The following is a 17,029-nucleotide window of genomic DNA, read 5'->3' as shown; positions in this document are numbered from 1 at the left end:
TGCTCCGGATGTCTGGGGGAGGTACGCACCCAGCCTACGTCGGGCCCGCACCGCCGCCGCCCGGAGCCTCGCCCCGTGCCGGGCTCAGCCGCCGAGGGTCTCCTCGTCGCCGATGCGCACGCCGCGCGCCCAGTCCGCCGCCCGCATCGGCTTCTTGCCCTGGGCCTGCACCCACAGCAGCTCGACGGCGTACGAACCGGTGCCGGCGTGCACGCTGTTCTTGCCGACGGACAGCTGCGCCGGTGCGAGGTCGGTGCGGTCCGGCACCGACCTGACCTGGACGAGCTTCAGACGCTCGCCGCGGAAGGTGGTCCAGGCGCCGGGCGCCGGCGTGCAGCCGCGCACCACCCGGTCGACCCTGAGCGCGGGGGCGGACCAGTCGACCGCGGCGTCCTCGACGGTGATCTTCGGCGCCAGGCTGATGCCCTCGGCGGGCTGGGGCACCGCCTTCAGCGTCCCGTCCTCGATGCCGTCCATGGTGGCGGCGAGCAGCCCCGCGCCCGCGAAGGCGAGGCGGGTGAGCAGGTCGCCGCTGGTGTCGGTGGGCCGGATCGACTCGGTGACGGTGCCGTAGACGGGCCCGGAGTCGAGCCCCTCCTCGATGAGGAAGGTGGAGGCGCCCGTCATCTCGTCCCCGGCCATGATCGCGGCCTGTACGGGCGCGGCCCCGCGCCAGGCGGGCAGCAGCGAGAAGTGCAGGTTGACCCAGCCGTGGGCGGGGATGTCGAGGGCGACGCGGGGCAGCAGGGCGCCGTAGGCGACGACGGGGCAGCAGTCGGGGGCGATCTCCCGCAGCCGCTCCAGGAAGGCGGGGTCCCGCGGCTTGGGGGGCCTCAGCACCTCGATGCCGGCCTCCTGGGCCCGCTGCGCCACGGGCGACGCGATCAGCCTGCGGCCCCGGCCGGCCGGGGCGTCGGGCCGCGTGACGACGGCGGCGACCTCGTGCCGCTCGGAGGCGATGAGAGCGTCCAGGGCGGGAACGGCGACCTCGGGGGTACCGGCGAAGACGAGCTTCATGGGTGGGCGGGGCCTCTCGGGCGGGGGCTGGTGCGGCGACCTACAAGTCTATGGCCCCGGCCCCGGAGCGCCGCGTCCACGGGCGCGTACGGGACGGGTCGCGCCGAGGCCCGCGGCGCGCAGCCACCCCTGGGGGCGTATGCATATGCCCCTACGCCCCCTGAGCGTGACCCTCGGAGCAAAAACACGTTGGTCAAGTGAGAGTTGACCACATCGGGCCGCGACCGCGCGGCCCGGATCCGTTTTCAACGCCGGTTCGAGAGGCTTGTTCATGGCCGACCACGCAACCCACGACGCCCAGGCTCGGGCCAGCCTGCACTTGCTGGTGCGGGACATCGAGCGGGTCCGCCGGCAGGTGGACGCACTGCGCACCCTCACCGCCCAGTTGGGCAACGTCTACCGCCCGCGTCGCTCCGGTCCCTCCACGGGCTTCGTCGTCTACGGACGCGCCCCCGCCCCGACGGTGCGCCTCGCCCAGGAGTTGCGGGACAGCGTCGAGACCCTGGTCACCGCCGCGGTCGACTTCGACCGCTCCCTCGGCTTCTCGTGGGACGCGGTGGGTTCCGCGCTCGGGGTCACCAAGCAGGCCGTGCACCGCCGGTACGGCGCCCGTCGCGCCGCGACCCAGGCGGCCGCCGAGACCGAGCGGACGGCCGAGCCGGCGGCACCCCGCCCGGTGGGCGTCAACAGCGGCGTGCAGGCCATGCCCACGGTCCCGGCCGCCCGCTCCATGCCGACCCAGCCGACGGCCGGCAGTCCGTCCCTCCGCGACGAGGCCAGGCCGACGGCCTTCCCCGGCCCGCGCAACGGCTGAGCCGCTTCCCGCTTCCCCTCCTGCCCTCCCGGCGAGCACCGGGAGGGCAGACGCATGCGGGGGCGTGCCCGCGGCACAGACGGGTTCACGCGGGGCGGCCCGGCCGGCTCATCCGATGTCCGGCGGATCGATCCGCACCCGCACCGCCGCCTCCCCCGGCCCCCGTGCCATCCGTGCCGCCTGCGCGGCCTTGAGCGCCGCGGCCAGGGCGGCTCCGCGGCCCGGCGGTACGCGGACCAGGGCCCGCTCCCAGTGCTCGCCCGCGGGCGGCGCCCCCGGTCGGCGTGGTCCGCCCGCACGGGCGACCGGCAGCGGCACGGGGCCCAGCACCTCGGCCTCGCGCGGCAGTTCGGCCGTGCCGAGGAAGCCGGCGACCGCCTCCGCCGGCCCGGACACCGCCGCCATCCGCGACACCGGCGGGAAGCCGAGTTCGGCGCGCTCGGCCAGTTCCCGCACCGCGTGGCCGACGGGGTCCCACCGCACCAGCGCCTGCACCGGCCGCAGCGTCGGCTCGGCGAGCACGACCACGGTGCCGCCGGCGCCCTGCGGCCGCACGAGCGCGGCGGCCGCGATCCAGCGCCGCAGCGCGTCCTCACCGGCGCGCAGGTCGGGCCGTCCGAGCATGGCCCAGCCGTCCAGCAGCAGCGCCGCCGCGTATCCGCCCTCGGCGACCGGCTCGGCGCCCGGCGTGCTCACCACCAGCGCGGGCGTGCCCGGCACGGTGTCCAGCACCTGCTCGCGTCCGGAGGTGCGCACCGGCACGGCGGGAAACGCCCGCCCGAGCTCCTCCGCGGTCCGCCGCGCGCCCACGACCTGGGCCCGCAGCCGGAAGCCGCCGCACTCCGGGCAGTGCCAACCGTTCTCCTCCCGCCCGCACCATCCGCACCGCAGCGCGGCACCCGACTCCTGTCCCTCCAGCGGGCCCGAGCAGTGCCGGCACCGTGCGGGCTCCCGGCAGTCGGCGCACGCCATCCGGGGGACGTAGCCCCGCCGCGGCACCTGCACCAGCACCGGCCCGTGCCGCAGGCCCTCCCTGACGGTCTGCCAGGCGAGGGTGGGCAGCCGGGCGGCCCGCGCCGCCTCGTCCCGTGCGAGATCCGTGTCCCCGACCGTCCGTACCAGGGGAGCGGCCCGCCGCACCTGTTCGCGCGCGGCGACGAGCGGCCGGGCCCAGCCGCTCTCGACGAGCTGTGCGGCCTCCACCGTGCAGCTCCAGCCGCCCAGCAGGAACCCGCACCGGTCGAGAGCGGCCCGCAGCAGCAGCACCTCCCGGGCATGCGGCTGCGGCGCGTGCTGCTCGCTGTGGCTGTCGTCCCCGTCGTCCCAGACGGCGACGAGGCCGAGGTCCCGCACCGGCGCGAACATCGCGGCGCGGGTGCCGATGACGGCCCGTACCGACCCTCTCCGCACCGCGAGCCACTCGCGGTACCGCTTCTCGGGCCCGGCGTCGGCGGTGAGCACGGCATGCCGGCCCTTCCCCAGCAGCGCCGTCAGCGCGGCGTCGACCCGGGCCACCGCCCGTCCGTCGGGCAGCACGGCGAGCGCCCCGCGCCCCGAGGCCAGGGTCGCGGCCACGGCACGCGCCAGCTCCTCGCTCCAGCCGGGCCCGGGCAGCGCGTTCCACACCGCGCGTGGCGCGCCCCCGGACGCCAGCGCCGTCAGGAACCCCGCGCCCCGCTCGTAGCGCTCCCAGGACCCCGTGTCCGGCTTCTCGGGCGGGGGCAGCGGCTGCGGGGACGGCCTTTGCTCGGCCCGGGCGCTGCGCGGCGGCACGGCCAGCTGGAGCACATCGGCGAGGCTCCCCGCGTAGCGGTCGGCGACGGCGCGGGCGAGCCCCAGCAACTCCTCGCTGAGCACCGGCTCGGGCGAGACGACCTGTGCCAGCGCGGCCAGCGGCCCGGAGTAGTCCGACGCCGCCAGCCGCTCGACGAGGAATCCGTCGATCAGCCCGCCGCCCTCGCGCCGTCCCTCCCGCACCCGGTGCCTCCCGGCCCCGAACCGCACCCGCACCCGCACCCCCGGCCGGGCGTCGGCGTCCAGTTCCTCGGGCACCGCGTAGTCGAAGTACCGGTCGAGATGGAGCACGCCCTTGTCGACCAGCACCCGCGCCACCGGCAGCTCCCTGGCCAGCGCGGCCCCCCGCCAGGTGCGCGGCTTGGCCCTGGGCACCTGCGCCTTGCGCACGCTGTCCCGGATGAGCGCGAGCTGCTCCGGGGGCGCCTCTTCGGCCCCGCCGTCCACCGACCCGTTCTCGCTGCTCACGCTTGCATTGTTCCAAACGGCACCGACATCGACGCGGCCCGAGGCCGGTCCGGCCGCGGATCGTGGACGCCGTCCGGGGCCTGTGCCGCAACGCGCCGAGGCCCGGCTCCCTCGGGGGAGCCGGGCCTCACGGACTTCGGGGAGCCTACAGCCCCACGGCCTTGCGCAGCGCGTCCACCCGGTCCGTGTTCTCCCAGGTGAACTCGGGGATCTCACGGCCGAAGTGGCCGTACGCCGCGGTCTGGGCGTAGATCGGGCGGAGCAGGTCGAGGTCGCGGATGATCGCGGCCGGGCGGAGGTCGAAGACCTCGTCGATGGCCTTCTCGATCTTCTCGGTGTCGACCTTCGCGGTACCGAAGGTCTCGACGAAGAGACCGACCGGCTCGGCCTTGCCGATCGCGTACGCGACCTGGACCTCGCAGCGGGAGGCCAGACCGGCGGCGACGACGTTCTTGGCCACCCAGCGCATCGCGTAGGCGGCGGAGCGGTCCACCTTGGACGGGTCCTTGCCGGAGAAGGCGCCGCCGCCGTGCCGGGCCATGCCGCCGTACGTGTCGATGATGATCTTGCGGCCGGTCAGGCCGGCGTCGCCCATCGGGCCGCCGATCTCGAAGCGGCCGGTGGGGTTGACCAGGAGGCGGTAGTTCTCCGTGTCCAGCTTGATGCCCTCGTCCAGGAGCGCCTTCAGCTCCGGCTCCACGACGAACTCGCGGATGTCGGGGGCGAGGAGGGACTCCAGGTCGATGTCGCTGGCGTGCTGCGAGGAGACCACCACGGTGTCGAGACGGACGGCCTTGTCGCCGTCGTACTCGATGGTGACCTGCGTCTTGCCGTCGGGGCGCAGGTAGGGGATGGTGCCGTTCTTGCGGACCTCCGACAGGCGCTTGGACAGTCGGTGCGCCAGGAAGATCGGCAGCGGCATGAGGGTGGGCGTCTCGTCGCTCGCGTAGCCGAACATCAGGCCCTGGTCGCCGGCGCCCTGGCGGTCCAGCTCGTCCTCGTCGCCCTCGACGCGGTTCTCGTACGCCGTGTCGACACCCTGGGCGATGTCCGGGGACTGCGCGCCGATGGACACCGAGACGCCGCAGGAGGCGCCGTCGAAGCCCTTCTTCGAGGAGTCGTAGCCGATCTCGAGGATCTTGCCGCGGACGAGGGTCGCGATGTCCGCGTAGGTCTTGGTGGTGACCTCACCGGCGACATGGACCAGGCCGGTGGTGATCAGCGTCTCGACGGCGACCCGGGAGGACGGGTCCTCCCGCAGAAGCGCGTCGAGAATGGTGTCGCTGATCTGGTCAGCGATCTTGTCGGGGTGACCCTCGGTCACAGACTCCGAAGTGAACAGGCGACGGGACACAACGCTCCCTGGGGTTGCAGCGGCTGCTGGCTGATCATGGGCGGACGGGCTCGGGGGCTGCGCCCGGCCTCGTCCGAGAACAGTTTATCGGTCGTGCTCGGCCATCGGCCTCCCTGTCTCGCCTCTCGGGAGGGCTGTGACCTGCGGCACGGGCATTCTGCCCAATCCTCTGCGGACTTGGCCAGAGCCGCCACACCCCTGTGGCGGAGGTTTGAGAGGTTCGAGAAGCGAATGAAACATTCAGCGCAGTCGCTCCGCCACCAGGTCCCAGACCGTTTCGGCCAGGTGCTCCTTGGGGCCGTGCGAGACCGGGGTCTCGGTGCCGTCGGCCCCCAGCACCACCGCCTCGTTCTCCTCCGAGCCGAAGGTCTTGCGCTCCCCCACCTCGTTCACCACGAGGAGGTCGCAGCCCTTGCGGCGCAGCTTCGCCCGGCCGTTGGCCAGGACGTCGTCGGTCTCGGCGGCGAAGCCGACGACCACCTGGCCCTGGCGGGCGCGCTCCGCGGAGATCTCCGCCAGGATGTCCGGATTCCGTACGAGGACGATGGGGTCCGGGTCCTTGTCGTCCTTCTTCTTGATCTTCCCGGCCGCGTACGCCGCGGGGCGGAAGTCGGCGACCGCGGCCGCCATCACGACGGCGTCGGCGTCCGCCGCCGCCTTCAGCACGGCCTCGCGCAGCTGCACGGCCGTGCCGACCTGGACGACGTCCACGCCGGCCGGATCGGGCAGGCCGGTGTTCGCGGCGACGAGCGTGACCCGGGCGCCGCGCGCGGCCGCGGTGCGGGCGAGGGCGTAGCCCTGCTTGCCGGAGGAGCGGTTGCCGAGGAAGCGCACCGGGTCGAGGGGCTCGCGCGTGCCGCCCGCGCTCACGACGACGTGCCGCCCCGTGAGATCCGGCTCGGCCGCCCCGCGGTCCAGCACGCGGCGGCAGACGGCGAAGATCTCCGCCGGGTCGGGCAGCCGGCCCTTGCCGGTGTCGACGCCGGTCAGACGGCCGACGGCGGGCTCGATGACGACGGCGCCGCGGCGGCGCAGCGTCGCCACGTTCTCCTGGGTGGCCGGGTGCTCCCACATCTCCGTGTGCATGGCGGGCGCGAAGACCACCGGGCAGCGGGCCGTCAGCAGGGTGTTGGTGAGCAGGTCGTCGGCGATGCCGTGGGCGGCCTTCGCGAGCACGTCCGCGGTCGCCGGGGCGACGACGACCAGGTCGGCGTGCTGCCCGATGCGCACGTGCGGGACCTCGTGCACGTCGTCCCAGACCTCGGTGGAGACGGGGGTGCCGGAGAGGGCGGACCAGGTCGCGGCGCCCACGAAGTGCAGGGCGGAGGCGGTGGGGACGACGCGCACGCCGTGTCCCGACTCCGTGAGCCTTCGCAGCAGTTCACAGGCCTTGTACGCGGCGATGCCGCCGCTGACCCCCAGCACGACCTTCGGCTTGTCCACCGGGCCTCCCCGCACTCGACATCCCTACGCCGCGGCTCCCGGCGTACGCCTCCATCACACACCACAGGCCCGACAGTCGCGCTGCCGGGCCTGTGGAAAAGCTAACCGCGATACGAACGTCCTACTGCGCCGGGCCCTCGATGGCCTCGGAGGTCAGCAGTCCGGCGTTGATCTCGCGCAGGGCGATCGAGAGCGGCTTCTCGTGCACGTGGGTGTCGACGAGCGGACCGACGTACTCGAGGAGGCCCTCGCCGAGCTGCGAGTAGTACGCGTTGATCTGGCGGGCACGCTTGGCCGCGTAGATCACGAGGCTGTACTTCGAGTCGGTGGCCTCGAGGAGCTCGTCGATCGGCGGGTTGATGATGCCCTCGGGCGCGGAGATGGAAGAGGACACGCTCTACCTTCCGATGGATGGGAAAGATTCAGTGCGGATGATCAAGCCTGAAACCATCAGGCACGATCACACAACGTCCATCAAGGCTAGCAGCTCGCGCGCCACGTCCTCGACGGAGGTGTTGACCAAGGTCATGTCGAACTCCGGCTCGGCCGCCAGCTCGATCTTCGCGGCGTCCAGCCGGCGCTCGATCACCGCGGGCGGCTCGGTGCCCCGCCCGGTGAGCCTGCGCACCAGCTCCTCCCAGGAGGGCGGAGCCAGGAACACCAGCCGGCCCTCGGGCATGGTCTCGCGGACCTGCCGGGCGCCCTGGAGGTCGATCTCCAGGAGGACCGGCACACCGGCCTCCAGGTGCTCCAGGACGGCCCCGCGCGGCGTGCCGTAGCGGTTGCCGGCGAACTCGGCCCACTCCAGCAGCTCGCCGTTGGCGATCAGCTTGTCCATCTCGTCGTCCGTGACGAAGAAGTAGTGGACACCGTGCTTCTCGCCCGGGCGGGGCGTGCGGGTCGTCGCCGACACCGAGAGCCAGACCTCGGGGTGTTCCTTGCGCATATGGGCGACGACCGTGCTCTTGCCGACCCCCGAGGGGCCGGAGAGCACGGTCAGCCGCGGACGTTCACTCATGCAGCGATTATTCCAGCAATCCCGGCATGCCCGGGACTCCGGTCCGGAGATCCCGGACTCAGGAGCCGGTGCTGCCGAACTCACGCTCCAGGGAGGCGATCTGGTTGGAACCGAGGCCGCGCACGCGGCGGCTCTCGGAGATGCCGAGTCGCTCCATGATCTGCTTGGCGCGGACCTTGCCCACGCCCGGCAGGGACTCGAGCAGCGCGGAGACCTTCATCTTGCCGATGACGTCGTTCTCCTGGCCCTGCTTGATGACCTCGTGCAGGGAGGCGCCGGAGTGCTTGAGTCGATTCTTGACCTCGGCCCGCTCCCGGCGAGCCGCGGCGGCCTTTTCGAGCGCGGCTGCGCGCTGTTCAGGGGTAAGGGGCGGAAGAGCCACGCCTACGTCACCTCGGATGTCGAACTGTCGGATACGGACCGGTGAGGAACCTAGTCGCCCCACACCTGGGGAGCCACGAGCAACACGCTTGCCCGTCGTCCCCCACTACCTAAAGGGTGTGGGGGTGCCCCCACCCGTCGGAGACTAGCGGGCAAGTCCGCCAGAGTCAGCGAGAACAGCGGAAAAGTCCTGGTCAGCCTCCATCAGGTCGGGCATTTAGGACATACTGCCCCGGATTTGAGGATGTATCCAGGCTCAAGAGGTTCCTAGAACACCCGTCCGGCCGCGCCGCACGGCACCGGCTCGACCGGCGCGAACGCCCGGGAGGGTGACCGCGGCGGCCGCCGGGGGCCGCCCCGAAGATCTCACACGGCCGCCACGGCGGCGCCGATCTCCTCCGCGAAGCGGGACGCGGCGGAGCGCAGCGCAGCGGTGTCGGGGCCGTGCCGCAGCACCCCCCGGCTGACGTTCGGCACGACGTTGTGCACCGCGGAACCGAAGACGGCCGGGAGATCCGCGGCGGTGGCACCCTGGGCACCGATGCCGGGCGCCAGGAGCGGCCCGTTGATGTCCAGGTCGTAGGAGGACAGGTCGCCCAGCGTGGCGCCGACGACCGCGCCGAAGGATCCCAGGGGCCGCTCCCCCTCGTTCTCCGCGGCGAGATGGGCCAGCATCGTCGCTGCGACGGTCCGCCCGTCCGAGCGCACGGCGTGCTGCACCTCGCCGCCCTCCGGGTTGGAGGTCAGCGCGAGCACGAACAGGCCCGTGCCGCTCTCCCGGGCCAGTGCGACGGCAGGGGAGAGCGAGCCGTAGCCGAGGTAGGGCGAGACGGTGAGCGCGTCCGAGAACAGCGGGGAGTCCTTGTGCAGGAACGTCTCGGCGTACGCGGCCATGGTCGAGCCGATGTCGCCGCGCTTGGCGTCCGTCACGACCAGCGCACCGGCCGCCCGGGCCTCCTCGACGGACTTCTCCAGAACGCGGATGCCGCGGGACCCGAAGCGCTCGAAGAACGCGCTCTGCGGCTTCAGGACGGCGACCCGGTCGGCCATGGCCTCCACGACCGTACGGCTGAACCGCTCCAGACCTGCGACGTCGTCGTTCAGGCCCCATTCGGCGAGCAGGGAGGCGTGCGGGTCGATGCCGACGCACAGCGGCCCGCGCTCGTCCATCGCGCGGCGCAGCCGGGCGCCGAAGGGTTCGCCGGACAGGCGCTGCGGCCCGGAGGGGCTCGTCGAGGGGCGGCGGTCGGGCGACGGGTGGGCGCTCATGCGGGCTTCCTTGTGTCGGCGCCGACCGCGTCGGCGAGGGTGGCGTACGGGCTGGTGCGCAGGCGGGCGGCGAGGCCCTTGTGGACGGCACGGCCCCAGAAGGGCCCCTCGTAGACGAAGGCGCTGTAGCCCTGGACGAGCGTGGCGCCGGCCAGGATGCGCTGCCAGGCGTCCTCGGCGTTGTCGACGCCGCCGACACCCACCAGGGTGATGCGGTCGCCCACGCGCGCGTACAGGCGGCGCAGCACCTCCAGGGAGCGGGCCTTGAGCGGCGCGCCGGACAGGCCGCCGACCTCCTCGACCAGCGAGGGTTCGGATCTCAGACCGAGGCCCTCGCGCGCGATGGTGGTGTTGGTGGCGATGATCCCGTCGAGGCCGAGCTCGACCGCGAGGTCGGCGACGGCGTCGACGTCCTCGTCCGCGAGGTCCGGCGCGATCTTGACCAGGAGGGGGACGCGGCGGGTGGTCACCGTGCGGTCGGCGGCCTCGCGGACGGCGCTCAGCAGCGGGCGCAGGGCCTCGGTGGCCTGGAGGTTGCGCAGCCCGGGGGTGTTGGGCGAGGAGACGTTCACCACCAGGTAGTCGGCGTACGGTGCCAGCCGCTCGGTCGACTTCACGTAGTCGGCGGCGGCCTCGTCCTCGGGGACGACCTTGGTCTTGCCGATGTTGACGCCCACGACGGTCCGGAAGACCGTCTGGCGGGAGGCCAGGCGGGCCGCCACGGCCAGCGAGCCCTCGTTGTTGAAGCCCATGCGGTTGATCAGCGCGCGGTCCTTCACGAGCCGGAACAGCCGCTTCTTGGGGTTGCCGGGCTGCGCCTCGCCGGTCACCGTGCCGATCTCGACGTGGTCGAAGCCCAGCATCGACATGCCGTCGACGGCGACCGCGTTCTTGTCGAAGCCGGCGGCGAGGCCGAACGGGCCGTGCATGCGCAGCCCGAACGCCTCGGTGCGCAGTTCCTCGAAGCGCGGCGCGAGCGCGGCGGCGACGAAGGTGCGCAGCACGGGGACGCGGACGGCGAGGCGGATCCAGCGGAAGGCGAGGTGGTGCGCCCGCTCGGGGTCCATCCGCCGGAAGACCAGTCGGAAGAAGAGCTTGTACATCTCGGATGTGTCCTCTGTGTCCTCATGCAGAGGGGGACACCGTTTCCGGTGTCCCCCTCTCCGGCTGCTAGTCGCGGGCCGCGGTCAGATGCTGCGCGTGTTCCTGGAGCGAACGGACGCCCACGTCGCCGTGGTTGAGTGCGTCGATGCCCTGGACGGCGGCGGCGAGCGCCTGGACCGTCGTCAGGCACGGGACCGACCGCGCCACGGCCGCCGTACGGATCTCGTAGCCGTCGAGACGGCCGCCGGTGCCGTACGGGGTGTTGACGATGAGGTCGACCTCGCCGTCGTGGATGAGCTGGACGATGGTCCGCTCGCCGCCCGGGCCCACGCCCTCGGAGAGCTTGCGCACGACCGTGGCGTTGATGCCGTTGCGCTTGAGGACCTCGGCGGTGCCCGAGGTGGCGAGCAGTTCGAAGCCGTGGGCGACGAGTTCGCGCGCCGGGAAGATCATCGAGCGCTTGTCGCGGTTGGCGACCGAGATGAACGCCCGGCCCTTGGTGGGCAGCGGACCGTACGCGCCCGCCTGCGACTTGGCGTACGCCGTGCCGAAGACGGAGTCGATGCCCATGACCTCACCGGTGGAGCGCATCTCCGGGCCGAGCACCGTGTCGACGCCGCGGCCCTGGATGTCGCGGAAGCGCGACCAGGGCATGACGGCCTCCTTGACGGAGATCGGCGCGTCGAGCGGCAGCTCGCCGCCGTCGCCGCTCGCCGGGAGCAGGCCCTCGGCGCGCAGCTGCGCGACGGTCGCGCCCAGCGAGATCCGGGCGGCGGCCTTCGCCAGCGGCACCGCGGTCGCCTTCGAGGTGAAGGGGACGGTGCGGGACGCGCGCGGGTTGGCCTCCAGGACGTAGAGGATGTCGCCCGCCATCGCGAACTGGATGTTGATCAGGCCGCGGACGCCGACGCCCTTGGCGATGGCCTCCGTCGAGGCGCGCAGGCGCTTGATGTCGAAGCCGCCGAGGGTGATCGGGGGCAGCGCGCAGGCCGAGTCGCCGGAGTGGATGCCGGCCTCCTCGATGTGCTCCATGACGCCGCCGAGGTAGAGCTCGGTGCCGTCGTAGAGGGCGTCGACGTCGATCTCGATCGCGTCGTCGAGGAAGCGGTCGACCAGGACCGGCCGGGAGGGGCTGATCTCGGTCGACTCGGCGATGTAGGACTCCAGCCGGGTCTCGTCGTAGACGATCTCCATGCCGCGGCCGCCGAGGACGTACGACGGGCGGACCAGGACCGGGTAGCCGATCTCGTCGGCGATGGCCTTGGCCTCGGCGAAGGTGGTCGCGGTGCCGTGCTTGGGGGCCGGCAGGCCCGCCTCGGCGAGGACGCGGCCGAAGGCGCCGCGGTCCTCGGCGGCGTGGATCGCCTCGGGGGACGTGCCGACGATCGGCACGCCGTTGTCCTTCAGCGCCTGCGACAGGCCCAGCGGGGTCTGGCCGCCGAGCTGGACCACGACGCCCGCCACCGGGCCGGCCTGCTGCTCGGCGTGGACGATCTCCAGCACGTCTTCCAGCGTCAGCGGCTCGAAGTACAGGCGGTCGGAGGTGTCGTAGTCCGTGGAGACGGTCTCCGGGTTGCAGTTGACCATCACGGTCTCGTAGCCCGCGTCGCTCAGCGCGAAGGACGCGTGCACGCACGAGTAGTCGAACTCGATGCCCTGGCCGATGCGGTTGGGGCCGGAGCCCAGGATGATGACGGCCGGCTTCTCGCGGGGCGCGACCTCCGTCTCCTCGTCGTAGGAGGAGTAGAAGTACGGCGTGCGGGCGGCGAACTCGGCGGCGCAGGTGTCGACCGTCTTGTAGACCGGGCGCACGCCCAGGGCGTGCCGGACCTCGCGCACGACGTCCTCGCGCAGCCCGCGGATCTCGGCGATCTGCACGTCGGAGAAGCCGTGCCGCTTGGCCTCCGCGAGCAGGTCGGGCGTCAGCTCGGGCGCCTCGGCGAGCTCGTCGGCGATCTCCTTGATCAGGAAGAGCTGGTCGACGAACCAGGGGTCGATCTTCGTGTGGTCGAAGATCTCCTCCTGCGTGGCGCCGGCCCGGATCGCCTGCATGACCGTGTTGATCCGGCCGTCGGTCGGGCGGACCGCCTCCTCGAGGAGGGCGGCCTTGTCGCCGGGCTCACCGACGAAGGTGAACTGGCTGCCCTTCTTCTCCAGCGAGCGCAGCGCCTTCTGGAACGCCTCGGTGAAGTTGCGGCCGATGGCCATGGCCTCGCCGACCGACTTCATGGTCGTGGTCAGCGTGGAGTCGGCCTGCGGGAACTTCTCGAAGGCGAACCGCGGGGCCTTCACGACCACGTAGTCGAGCGTCGGCTCGAAGGAGGCCGGGGTCTCCTGGGTGATGTCGTTCGGGATCTCGTCGAGGGTGTAGCCGACGGCGAGCTTGGCCGCGATCTTGGCGATGGGGAAGCCGGTCGCCTTGGACGCCAGGGCGGACGAGCGCGACACGCGCGGGTTCATCTCAATGACGATCACGCGGCCGTCCTCGGGGTTCACCGCGAACTGGATGTTGCAGCCGCCGGTGTCGACGCCGACCTCGCGGATGATCGCGATGCCGACGTCCCGCAGGACCTGGTACTCGCGGTCGGTCAGCGTCATCGCGGGCGCGACGGTGATCGAGTCACCGGTGTGCACGCCCATGGGGTCGAAGTTCTCGATGGAGCAGACGACCACGACGTTGTCGTTCTTGTCGCGCATCAGCTCCAGCTCGTACTCCTTCCAGCCGAGGATGGACTCCTCCAGGAGCACCTCGGTGGTCGGGGAGAGCGTGAGGCCCTGGCCGGCGATGCGGCGCAGCTCCTCCTCGTCGTGCGCGAAGCCGGAGCCGGCTCCGCCCATGGTGAAGGAGGGGCGCACGACGACCGGGTAGCCGCCGAGGCTCTCGACGCCCTTCAGGACGTCGTCCATGGAGTGGCAGATGACCGAGCGGGCGGACTCGCCGTGGCCGATCTTCCTGCGGACCTCCTCCACGACGTCCTTGAACAGGTCGCGGTCCTCGCCCTTGTGGATCGCCTCGGGCCGGGCGCCGATCAGCTCGACGCCGTACTTGGCCAGCACGCCGTTGTCGTGCAGCGAGATCGCGGTGTTGAGCGCCGTCTGGCCGCCCAGGGTGGGCAGCAGGGCGTCCGGGCGCTCCTTGGCGATGATCTTCTCGACGAACTCCGGGGTGATCGGCTCGACATAGGTGGCGTCGGCGATCTCCGGGTCGGTCATGATCGTCGCCGGGTTGGAGTTCACCAGGACGACCCGGAGGCCCTCGGCGCGCAGGATGCGGCACGCCTGGGTGCCGGAGTAGTCGAACTCGGCGGCCTGGCCGATGACGATCGGGCCGGAGCCGATGACCAGGACGGACTGGATATCGGTGCGCTTAGGCACGCTGGCCCTCCATCAGGGATACGAAGCGGTCGAACAGGTAGGCGGCGTCGTGCGGGCCGGCTGCCGCTTCGGGGTGGTACTGGACGCTGAAGGCCGGGCGGTCGAGGAGCTGCAGCCCCTCCACCACGTCGTCGTTCAGGCAGACGTGCGAGACCTCGGCGCGGCCGTAGGGGGTCTCGGAGACCTGGTCGAGCGGGGCGTCGACGGCGAAGCCGTGGTTGTGCGCGGTGACCTCGACCTTGCCCGTCGTGCGGTCCTGCACGGGCTGGTTGATGCCGCGGTGGCCGTACTTGAGCTTGTACGTGCCGAAGCCCAGCGCCCGGCCCAGGATCTGGTTGCCGAAGCAGATGCCGAAGAGCGGGGTGCCGCGCTCCAGGACGGAGCGCATGACGGAGACGGCGTGGTCGGCGGTGGCCGGGTCGCCCGGGCCGTTGGAGAAGAACACGCCGTCGGGGCTCACGGCGTAGACGTCCTCGGCGGTGGCCGTGGCGGGCAGCACGTGCACCTCGATGCCGCGCTCGGCCATGCGGTGCGGGGTCATGCCCTTGATGCCGAGGTCGACGGCGGCGACGGTGAACTTCTTCTCGCCGATCGCCGGGACGACGTACGCCTCCTTGGTGGCGACCTCGGCGGAGAGGTCGGCGCCCTTCATCTCGGGGGCCTGGCGGACCTCGGCGAGCATGGTGCCCTCGTCGGGCAGCGCGTTGCCGGAGAAGACGCCGACGCGCATCGCGCCGCGCTCGCGCAGGTGGCGCGTCAGGGCGCGCGTGTCGATGCCGGAGATGCCGACGACGCCCTGGTGGCGCAGCTCGTCGTCGAGCGAGCGCCGGGAGCGCCAGCTGGACGGCACGCGCGCGGGGTCGCGCACGACGTAGCCCGCGACCCAGATACGCCTGCTCTCCGGGTCCTCGTCGTTGACCCCGGTGTTGCCGACGTGCGGGGCGGTCATCACCACGACCTGGCGGTGGTACGACGGGTCGGTCAGGGTCTCCTGATAGCCGGTCATGCCGGTCGAGAAGACCGCTTCGCCGAAGGTCACCCCCACGGCCCCGTAGGCACGGCCGCGGAAGATCCGGCCGTCCTCCAGGACGAGTACGGCGGGAGTCCTGCTGGCTCCCCTGGTGGAGGTTGTCATCGTGCGCCTTCCGTCTTGTTGATCATGTGGTTCAGGGTCTCGGCCCATTCCGTGTGCTCGGCCGCGTGGTCGGAGCGGAAGCCCGAGTCGATCAGCCGCTCGCCGTGCTGCCAGGTCACCACCAGCAGTCCGCCCTCGGTCAGCACCTTGCCGGCGATGCCCTTGTCCAGCCGGGCCTCGCGCAGCTGCCCGAGGGGGACGAAGAAGTCGGTCGCGCCGGGGCGTACGACGTCCAGTCCCGCCTCGGTCAGCGTGAGCTCGACCCGGCTGCGGGTGCCGAGGCCGCGCGCCACGATCCGGTCGAGCCACTGACCGGCGGTGGTGGAGCCGTGGTAACGGCCGCTCATCGACAGCACCGTCAGTCTCGCCTCGCCGGGCTCGTCCGGCGCGCTGGGGAGCTCGGGCAGGTCGCCCTGGAGCGTGCCGCGCCACTTCCAGCCCTCGCGCATCAGCCAGTAGACGAGCGCGACGAAGAGCACGAGTCCGACGAGCCAGCCGACGCGGGCGGCCCAGTCGGTGACCTCGGCCGACTTCTTCGCCTCGGCCAGATACGTCAGATGCAGAGGTGTCACGTGAGCTTCCCGTCGACGAGCGTGGCCTTGCCCCGGAGCCACGTGTGCGTGACACGGCCCGGCAGCTCACGCCCCTCGTACGGGGTGTTCCGGCTGCGCGAGGCGAAGCCCGCGGGGTCCACCGACCCACGGTATGCCGTGTCGACGAGCGTGAGGTTGGCGGGCTCACCAGCCGAGACGGGACGCCCGTGGCCCTTCGCCCCGCCGATCTCGGCAGGCTTGGCGGACATGCGCTCGGCGACCCCGGCCCAGGTGAGGAGCCCGGTGTCGACCATGGTCTCCTGCACCACCGACAACGCGGTCTCCAGGCCCACCATCCCCATGGCGGCCGCGGCCCACTCGCAGTCCTTGTCCTCGTGCGGGTGCGGGGCGTGGTCGGTGGCGACGATGTCGATGGTGCCGTCGGCGAGCGCCTCGCGCAGGGCGATCACGTCCCGCTCGGTGCGCAGCGGCGGGTTGACCTTGTAGACCGGGTTGTAGGTGCGCACCAGCTCGTCCGTCAGGAGCAGGTGGTGCGGGGTCACCTCGGCCGTGACGTCGATGCCGCGGGACTTGGCCCAGCGCACGATCTCGACGGACCCCGCGGTCGACAGGTGGCAGATGTGCACGCGGGAGCCGACGTGCTCGGCGAGCAGGACGTCCCGGGCGATGACCGACTCCTCGGCCACCGCCGGCCAGCCCCCGAGCCCCAGCTCGGCGGAGACGACGCCCTCGTTCATCTGGGCGCCCTCGGTCAGCCGCGGCTCCTGCGCGTGCTGGGCGACGACACCCCCGAAGGCCTTCACGTACTCCAGCGCGCGCCGCATGATCACGGCGTCGTCGACGCACTTGCCGTCGTCCGAGAAGACGGTGACCCCGGCGGCCGACTCGTGCATGGCGCCCAGCTCGGCGAGTTTCCTGCCCTCCAGGCCGACGGTGACGGCGCCGATGGGCTGCACGTCGCAGTAGCCGTGCTCCTGGCCGAGCCGGTAGACCTGCTCGACGACGCCGGCGGTGTCGGCCACCGGGAAGGTGTTGGCCATGGCGAAGACGGCCGTGAAGCCGCCGCTCGCCGCCGCGCGCGTGCCGGTCAGCACGGTCTCGGAGTCCTCACGGCCCGGCTCGCGCAGGTGCGTGTGCAGGTCGACGAGGCCCGGCAGCAGCACCTTTCCGGCGGCCTCGACGACCTCGGCGCCCTCGCCGGACAGCCCCGTGCCGACCGCCTCGACGACGGAGCCGTTGATCAGGACGTCCTGGGCCTCGCCGCCGAGCACCTTCGCACCACGGATCAGGATCTTGCTCATGG

Annotated in this window: 14 protein-coding genes; 1 reads left to right on the top strand and 13 read right to left on the bottom strand. The window is 72.3% G+C overall.

Annotated features, from left to right (window positions below):
* Window positions 1-84: 84 nt before the first annotated feature.
* Complete coding sequence (gene fmt, locus ACIRPX_RS33010) at window positions 85-1,017, bottom strand: methionyl-tRNA formyltransferase (RefSeq protein ID WP_404202133.1); 933 nt, start codon at window positions 1,015-1,017, stop codon at window positions 85-87.
* A 271-nt stretch (window positions 1,018-1,288) separates the two neighbouring features.
* Between fmt and ACIRPX_RS33005 the strand changes: the two genes are divergently transcribed.
* Window positions 1,289-1,831: a hypothetical protein gene (locus ACIRPX_RS33005; RefSeq protein ID WP_404202131.1), complete on the top strand. Its 543-nt coding sequence runs from the start codon at window positions 1,289-1,291 to the stop codon at window positions 1,829-1,831.
* Window positions 1,832-1,939: 108 nt separating this feature from the next.
* Here the strand turns inward: ACIRPX_RS33005 and ACIRPX_RS33000 are convergent, their stop codons facing one another.
* The 12 genes from ACIRPX_RS33000 to ACIRPX_RS32945 form a co-directional block, all read right to left on the bottom strand.
* The gene (locus ACIRPX_RS33000) at window positions 1,940-4,093 is read right to left on the bottom strand and encodes a primosomal protein N' (RefSeq protein WP_404202129.1); all 2,154 of its coding nucleotides are present in this window, start codon (window positions 4,091-4,093) and stop codon (window positions 1,940-1,942) included.
* Between the two features lie 145 nt (window positions 4,094-4,238).
* Window positions 4,239-5,447, bottom strand: a complete 1,209-nt coding sequence (metK, locus tag ACIRPX_RS32995) for a methionine adenosyltransferase (protein WP_404202127.1) — start codon at window positions 5,445-5,447, stop codon at window positions 4,239-4,241.
* A gap of 240 nt (window positions 5,448-5,687) precedes the next feature.
* Window positions 5,688-6,890 (bottom strand): bifunctional phosphopantothenoylcysteine decarboxylase/phosphopantothenate--cysteine ligase CoaBC, encoded by a 1,203-nt coding sequence (coaBC, locus tag ACIRPX_RS32990; protein WP_404202125.1) that lies wholly within the window; start codon window positions 6,888-6,890, stop codon window positions 5,688-5,690.
* A 121-nt stretch (window positions 6,891-7,011) separates the two neighbouring features.
* Complete coding sequence (gene rpoZ, locus ACIRPX_RS32985; protein ID WP_003977348.1) at window positions 7,012-7,284, bottom strand: DNA-directed RNA polymerase subunit omega; 273 nt, start codon at window positions 7,282-7,284, stop codon at window positions 7,012-7,014.
* 66 nt (window positions 7,285-7,350) lie between these two features.
* Window positions 7,351-7,908, bottom strand: a complete 558-nt coding sequence (gene gmk, locus ACIRPX_RS32980; RefSeq protein ID WP_404202123.1) for a guanylate kinase — start codon at window positions 7,906-7,908, stop codon at window positions 7,351-7,353.
* A gap of 58 nt (window positions 7,909-7,966) precedes the next feature.
* Window positions 7,967-8,290, bottom strand: coding sequence for an integration host factor (locus ACIRPX_RS32975; protein WP_003977346.1), 324 nt, complete (start codon window positions 8,288-8,290; stop codon window positions 7,967-7,969).
* Window positions 8,291-8,655: 365 nt separating this feature from the next.
* Window positions 8,656-9,498: an orotidine-5'-phosphate decarboxylase gene (pyrF, locus tag ACIRPX_RS32970; RefSeq protein ID WP_404202227.1), complete on the bottom strand. Its 843-nt coding sequence runs from the start codon at window positions 9,496-9,498 to the stop codon at window positions 8,656-8,658.
* 56 nt (window positions 9,499-9,554) lie between these two features.
* Window positions 9,555-10,661: a quinone-dependent dihydroorotate dehydrogenase gene (locus tag ACIRPX_RS32965; RefSeq protein ID WP_404202121.1), complete on the bottom strand. Its 1,107-nt coding sequence runs from the start codon at window positions 10,659-10,661 to the stop codon at window positions 9,555-9,557.
* Window positions 10,662-10,728: 67 nt separating this feature from the next.
* Window positions 10,729-14,037, bottom strand: a complete 3,309-nt coding sequence (gene carB / locus ACIRPX_RS32960) for a carbamoyl-phosphate synthase large subunit (RefSeq protein WP_404202119.1) — start codon at window positions 14,035-14,037, stop codon at window positions 10,729-10,731.
* Entirely contained in the window at window positions 14,030-15,172 is a 1,143-nt protein-coding gene (gene carA / locus ACIRPX_RS32955; protein WP_404202117.1) for a glutamine-hydrolyzing carbamoyl-phosphate synthase small subunit, read from the bottom strand. Before carA ends, carB begins: the two co-directional genes overlap by 8 nt.
* Complete coding sequence (locus tag ACIRPX_RS32950) at window positions 15,169-15,744, bottom strand: hypothetical protein (protein WP_404202115.1); 576 nt, start codon at window positions 15,742-15,744, stop codon at window positions 15,169-15,171. Before ACIRPX_RS32950 ends, carA begins: the two co-directional genes overlap by 4 nt.
* Window positions 15,741-17,027: a dihydroorotase gene (locus tag ACIRPX_RS32945; RefSeq protein WP_404202113.1), complete on the bottom strand. Its 1,287-nt coding sequence runs from the start codon at window positions 17,025-17,027 to the stop codon at window positions 15,741-15,743. Before ACIRPX_RS32945 ends, ACIRPX_RS32950 begins: the two co-directional genes overlap by 4 nt.
* Window positions 17,028-17,029: the final 2 nt, after the last annotated feature.

Source organism: Streptomyces sp. NPDC101225 (assembly GCF_044767585.1).
GTDB lineage: Bacteria > Actinomycetota > Actinomycetes > Streptomycetales > Streptomycetaceae > Streptomyces.
Note: the sequence above shows the minus strand (reverse complement) of the source record. Positions and strands in the feature narration are given on the sequence as shown.

What these genes read in the sequence shown, in the direction of transcription:
- gmk (WP_404202123.1), bottom strand. Translation starts at nt 7,908, where the DNA reads ATGAGTGAACGTCCGCGGCTGACCGTGCTCTCCGGCCCCTCGGGGGTC.
- fmt (WP_404202133.1), bottom strand. Translation starts at nt 1,017, where the DNA reads ATGAAGCTCGTCTTCGCCGGTACCCCCGAGGTCGCCGTTCCCGCCCTG.
- ACIRPX_RS32965 (WP_404202121.1), bottom strand. Translation starts at nt 10,661, where the DNA reads ATGTACAAGCTCTTCTTCCGACTGGTCTTCCGGCGGATGGACCCCGAG.
- ACIRPX_RS32945 (WP_404202113.1), bottom strand. Translation starts at nt 17,027, where the DNA reads ATGAGCAAGATCCTGATCCGTGGTGCGAAGGTGCTCGGCGGCGAGGCC.
- carA (WP_404202117.1), bottom strand. Translation starts at nt 15,172, where the DNA reads ATGACAACCTCCACCAGGGGAGCCAGCAGGACTCCCGCCGTACTCGTC.
- ACIRPX_RS33005 (WP_404202131.1), top strand. Translation starts at nt 1,289, where the DNA reads ATGGCCGACCACGCAACCCACGACGCCCAGGCTCGGGCCAGCCTGCAC.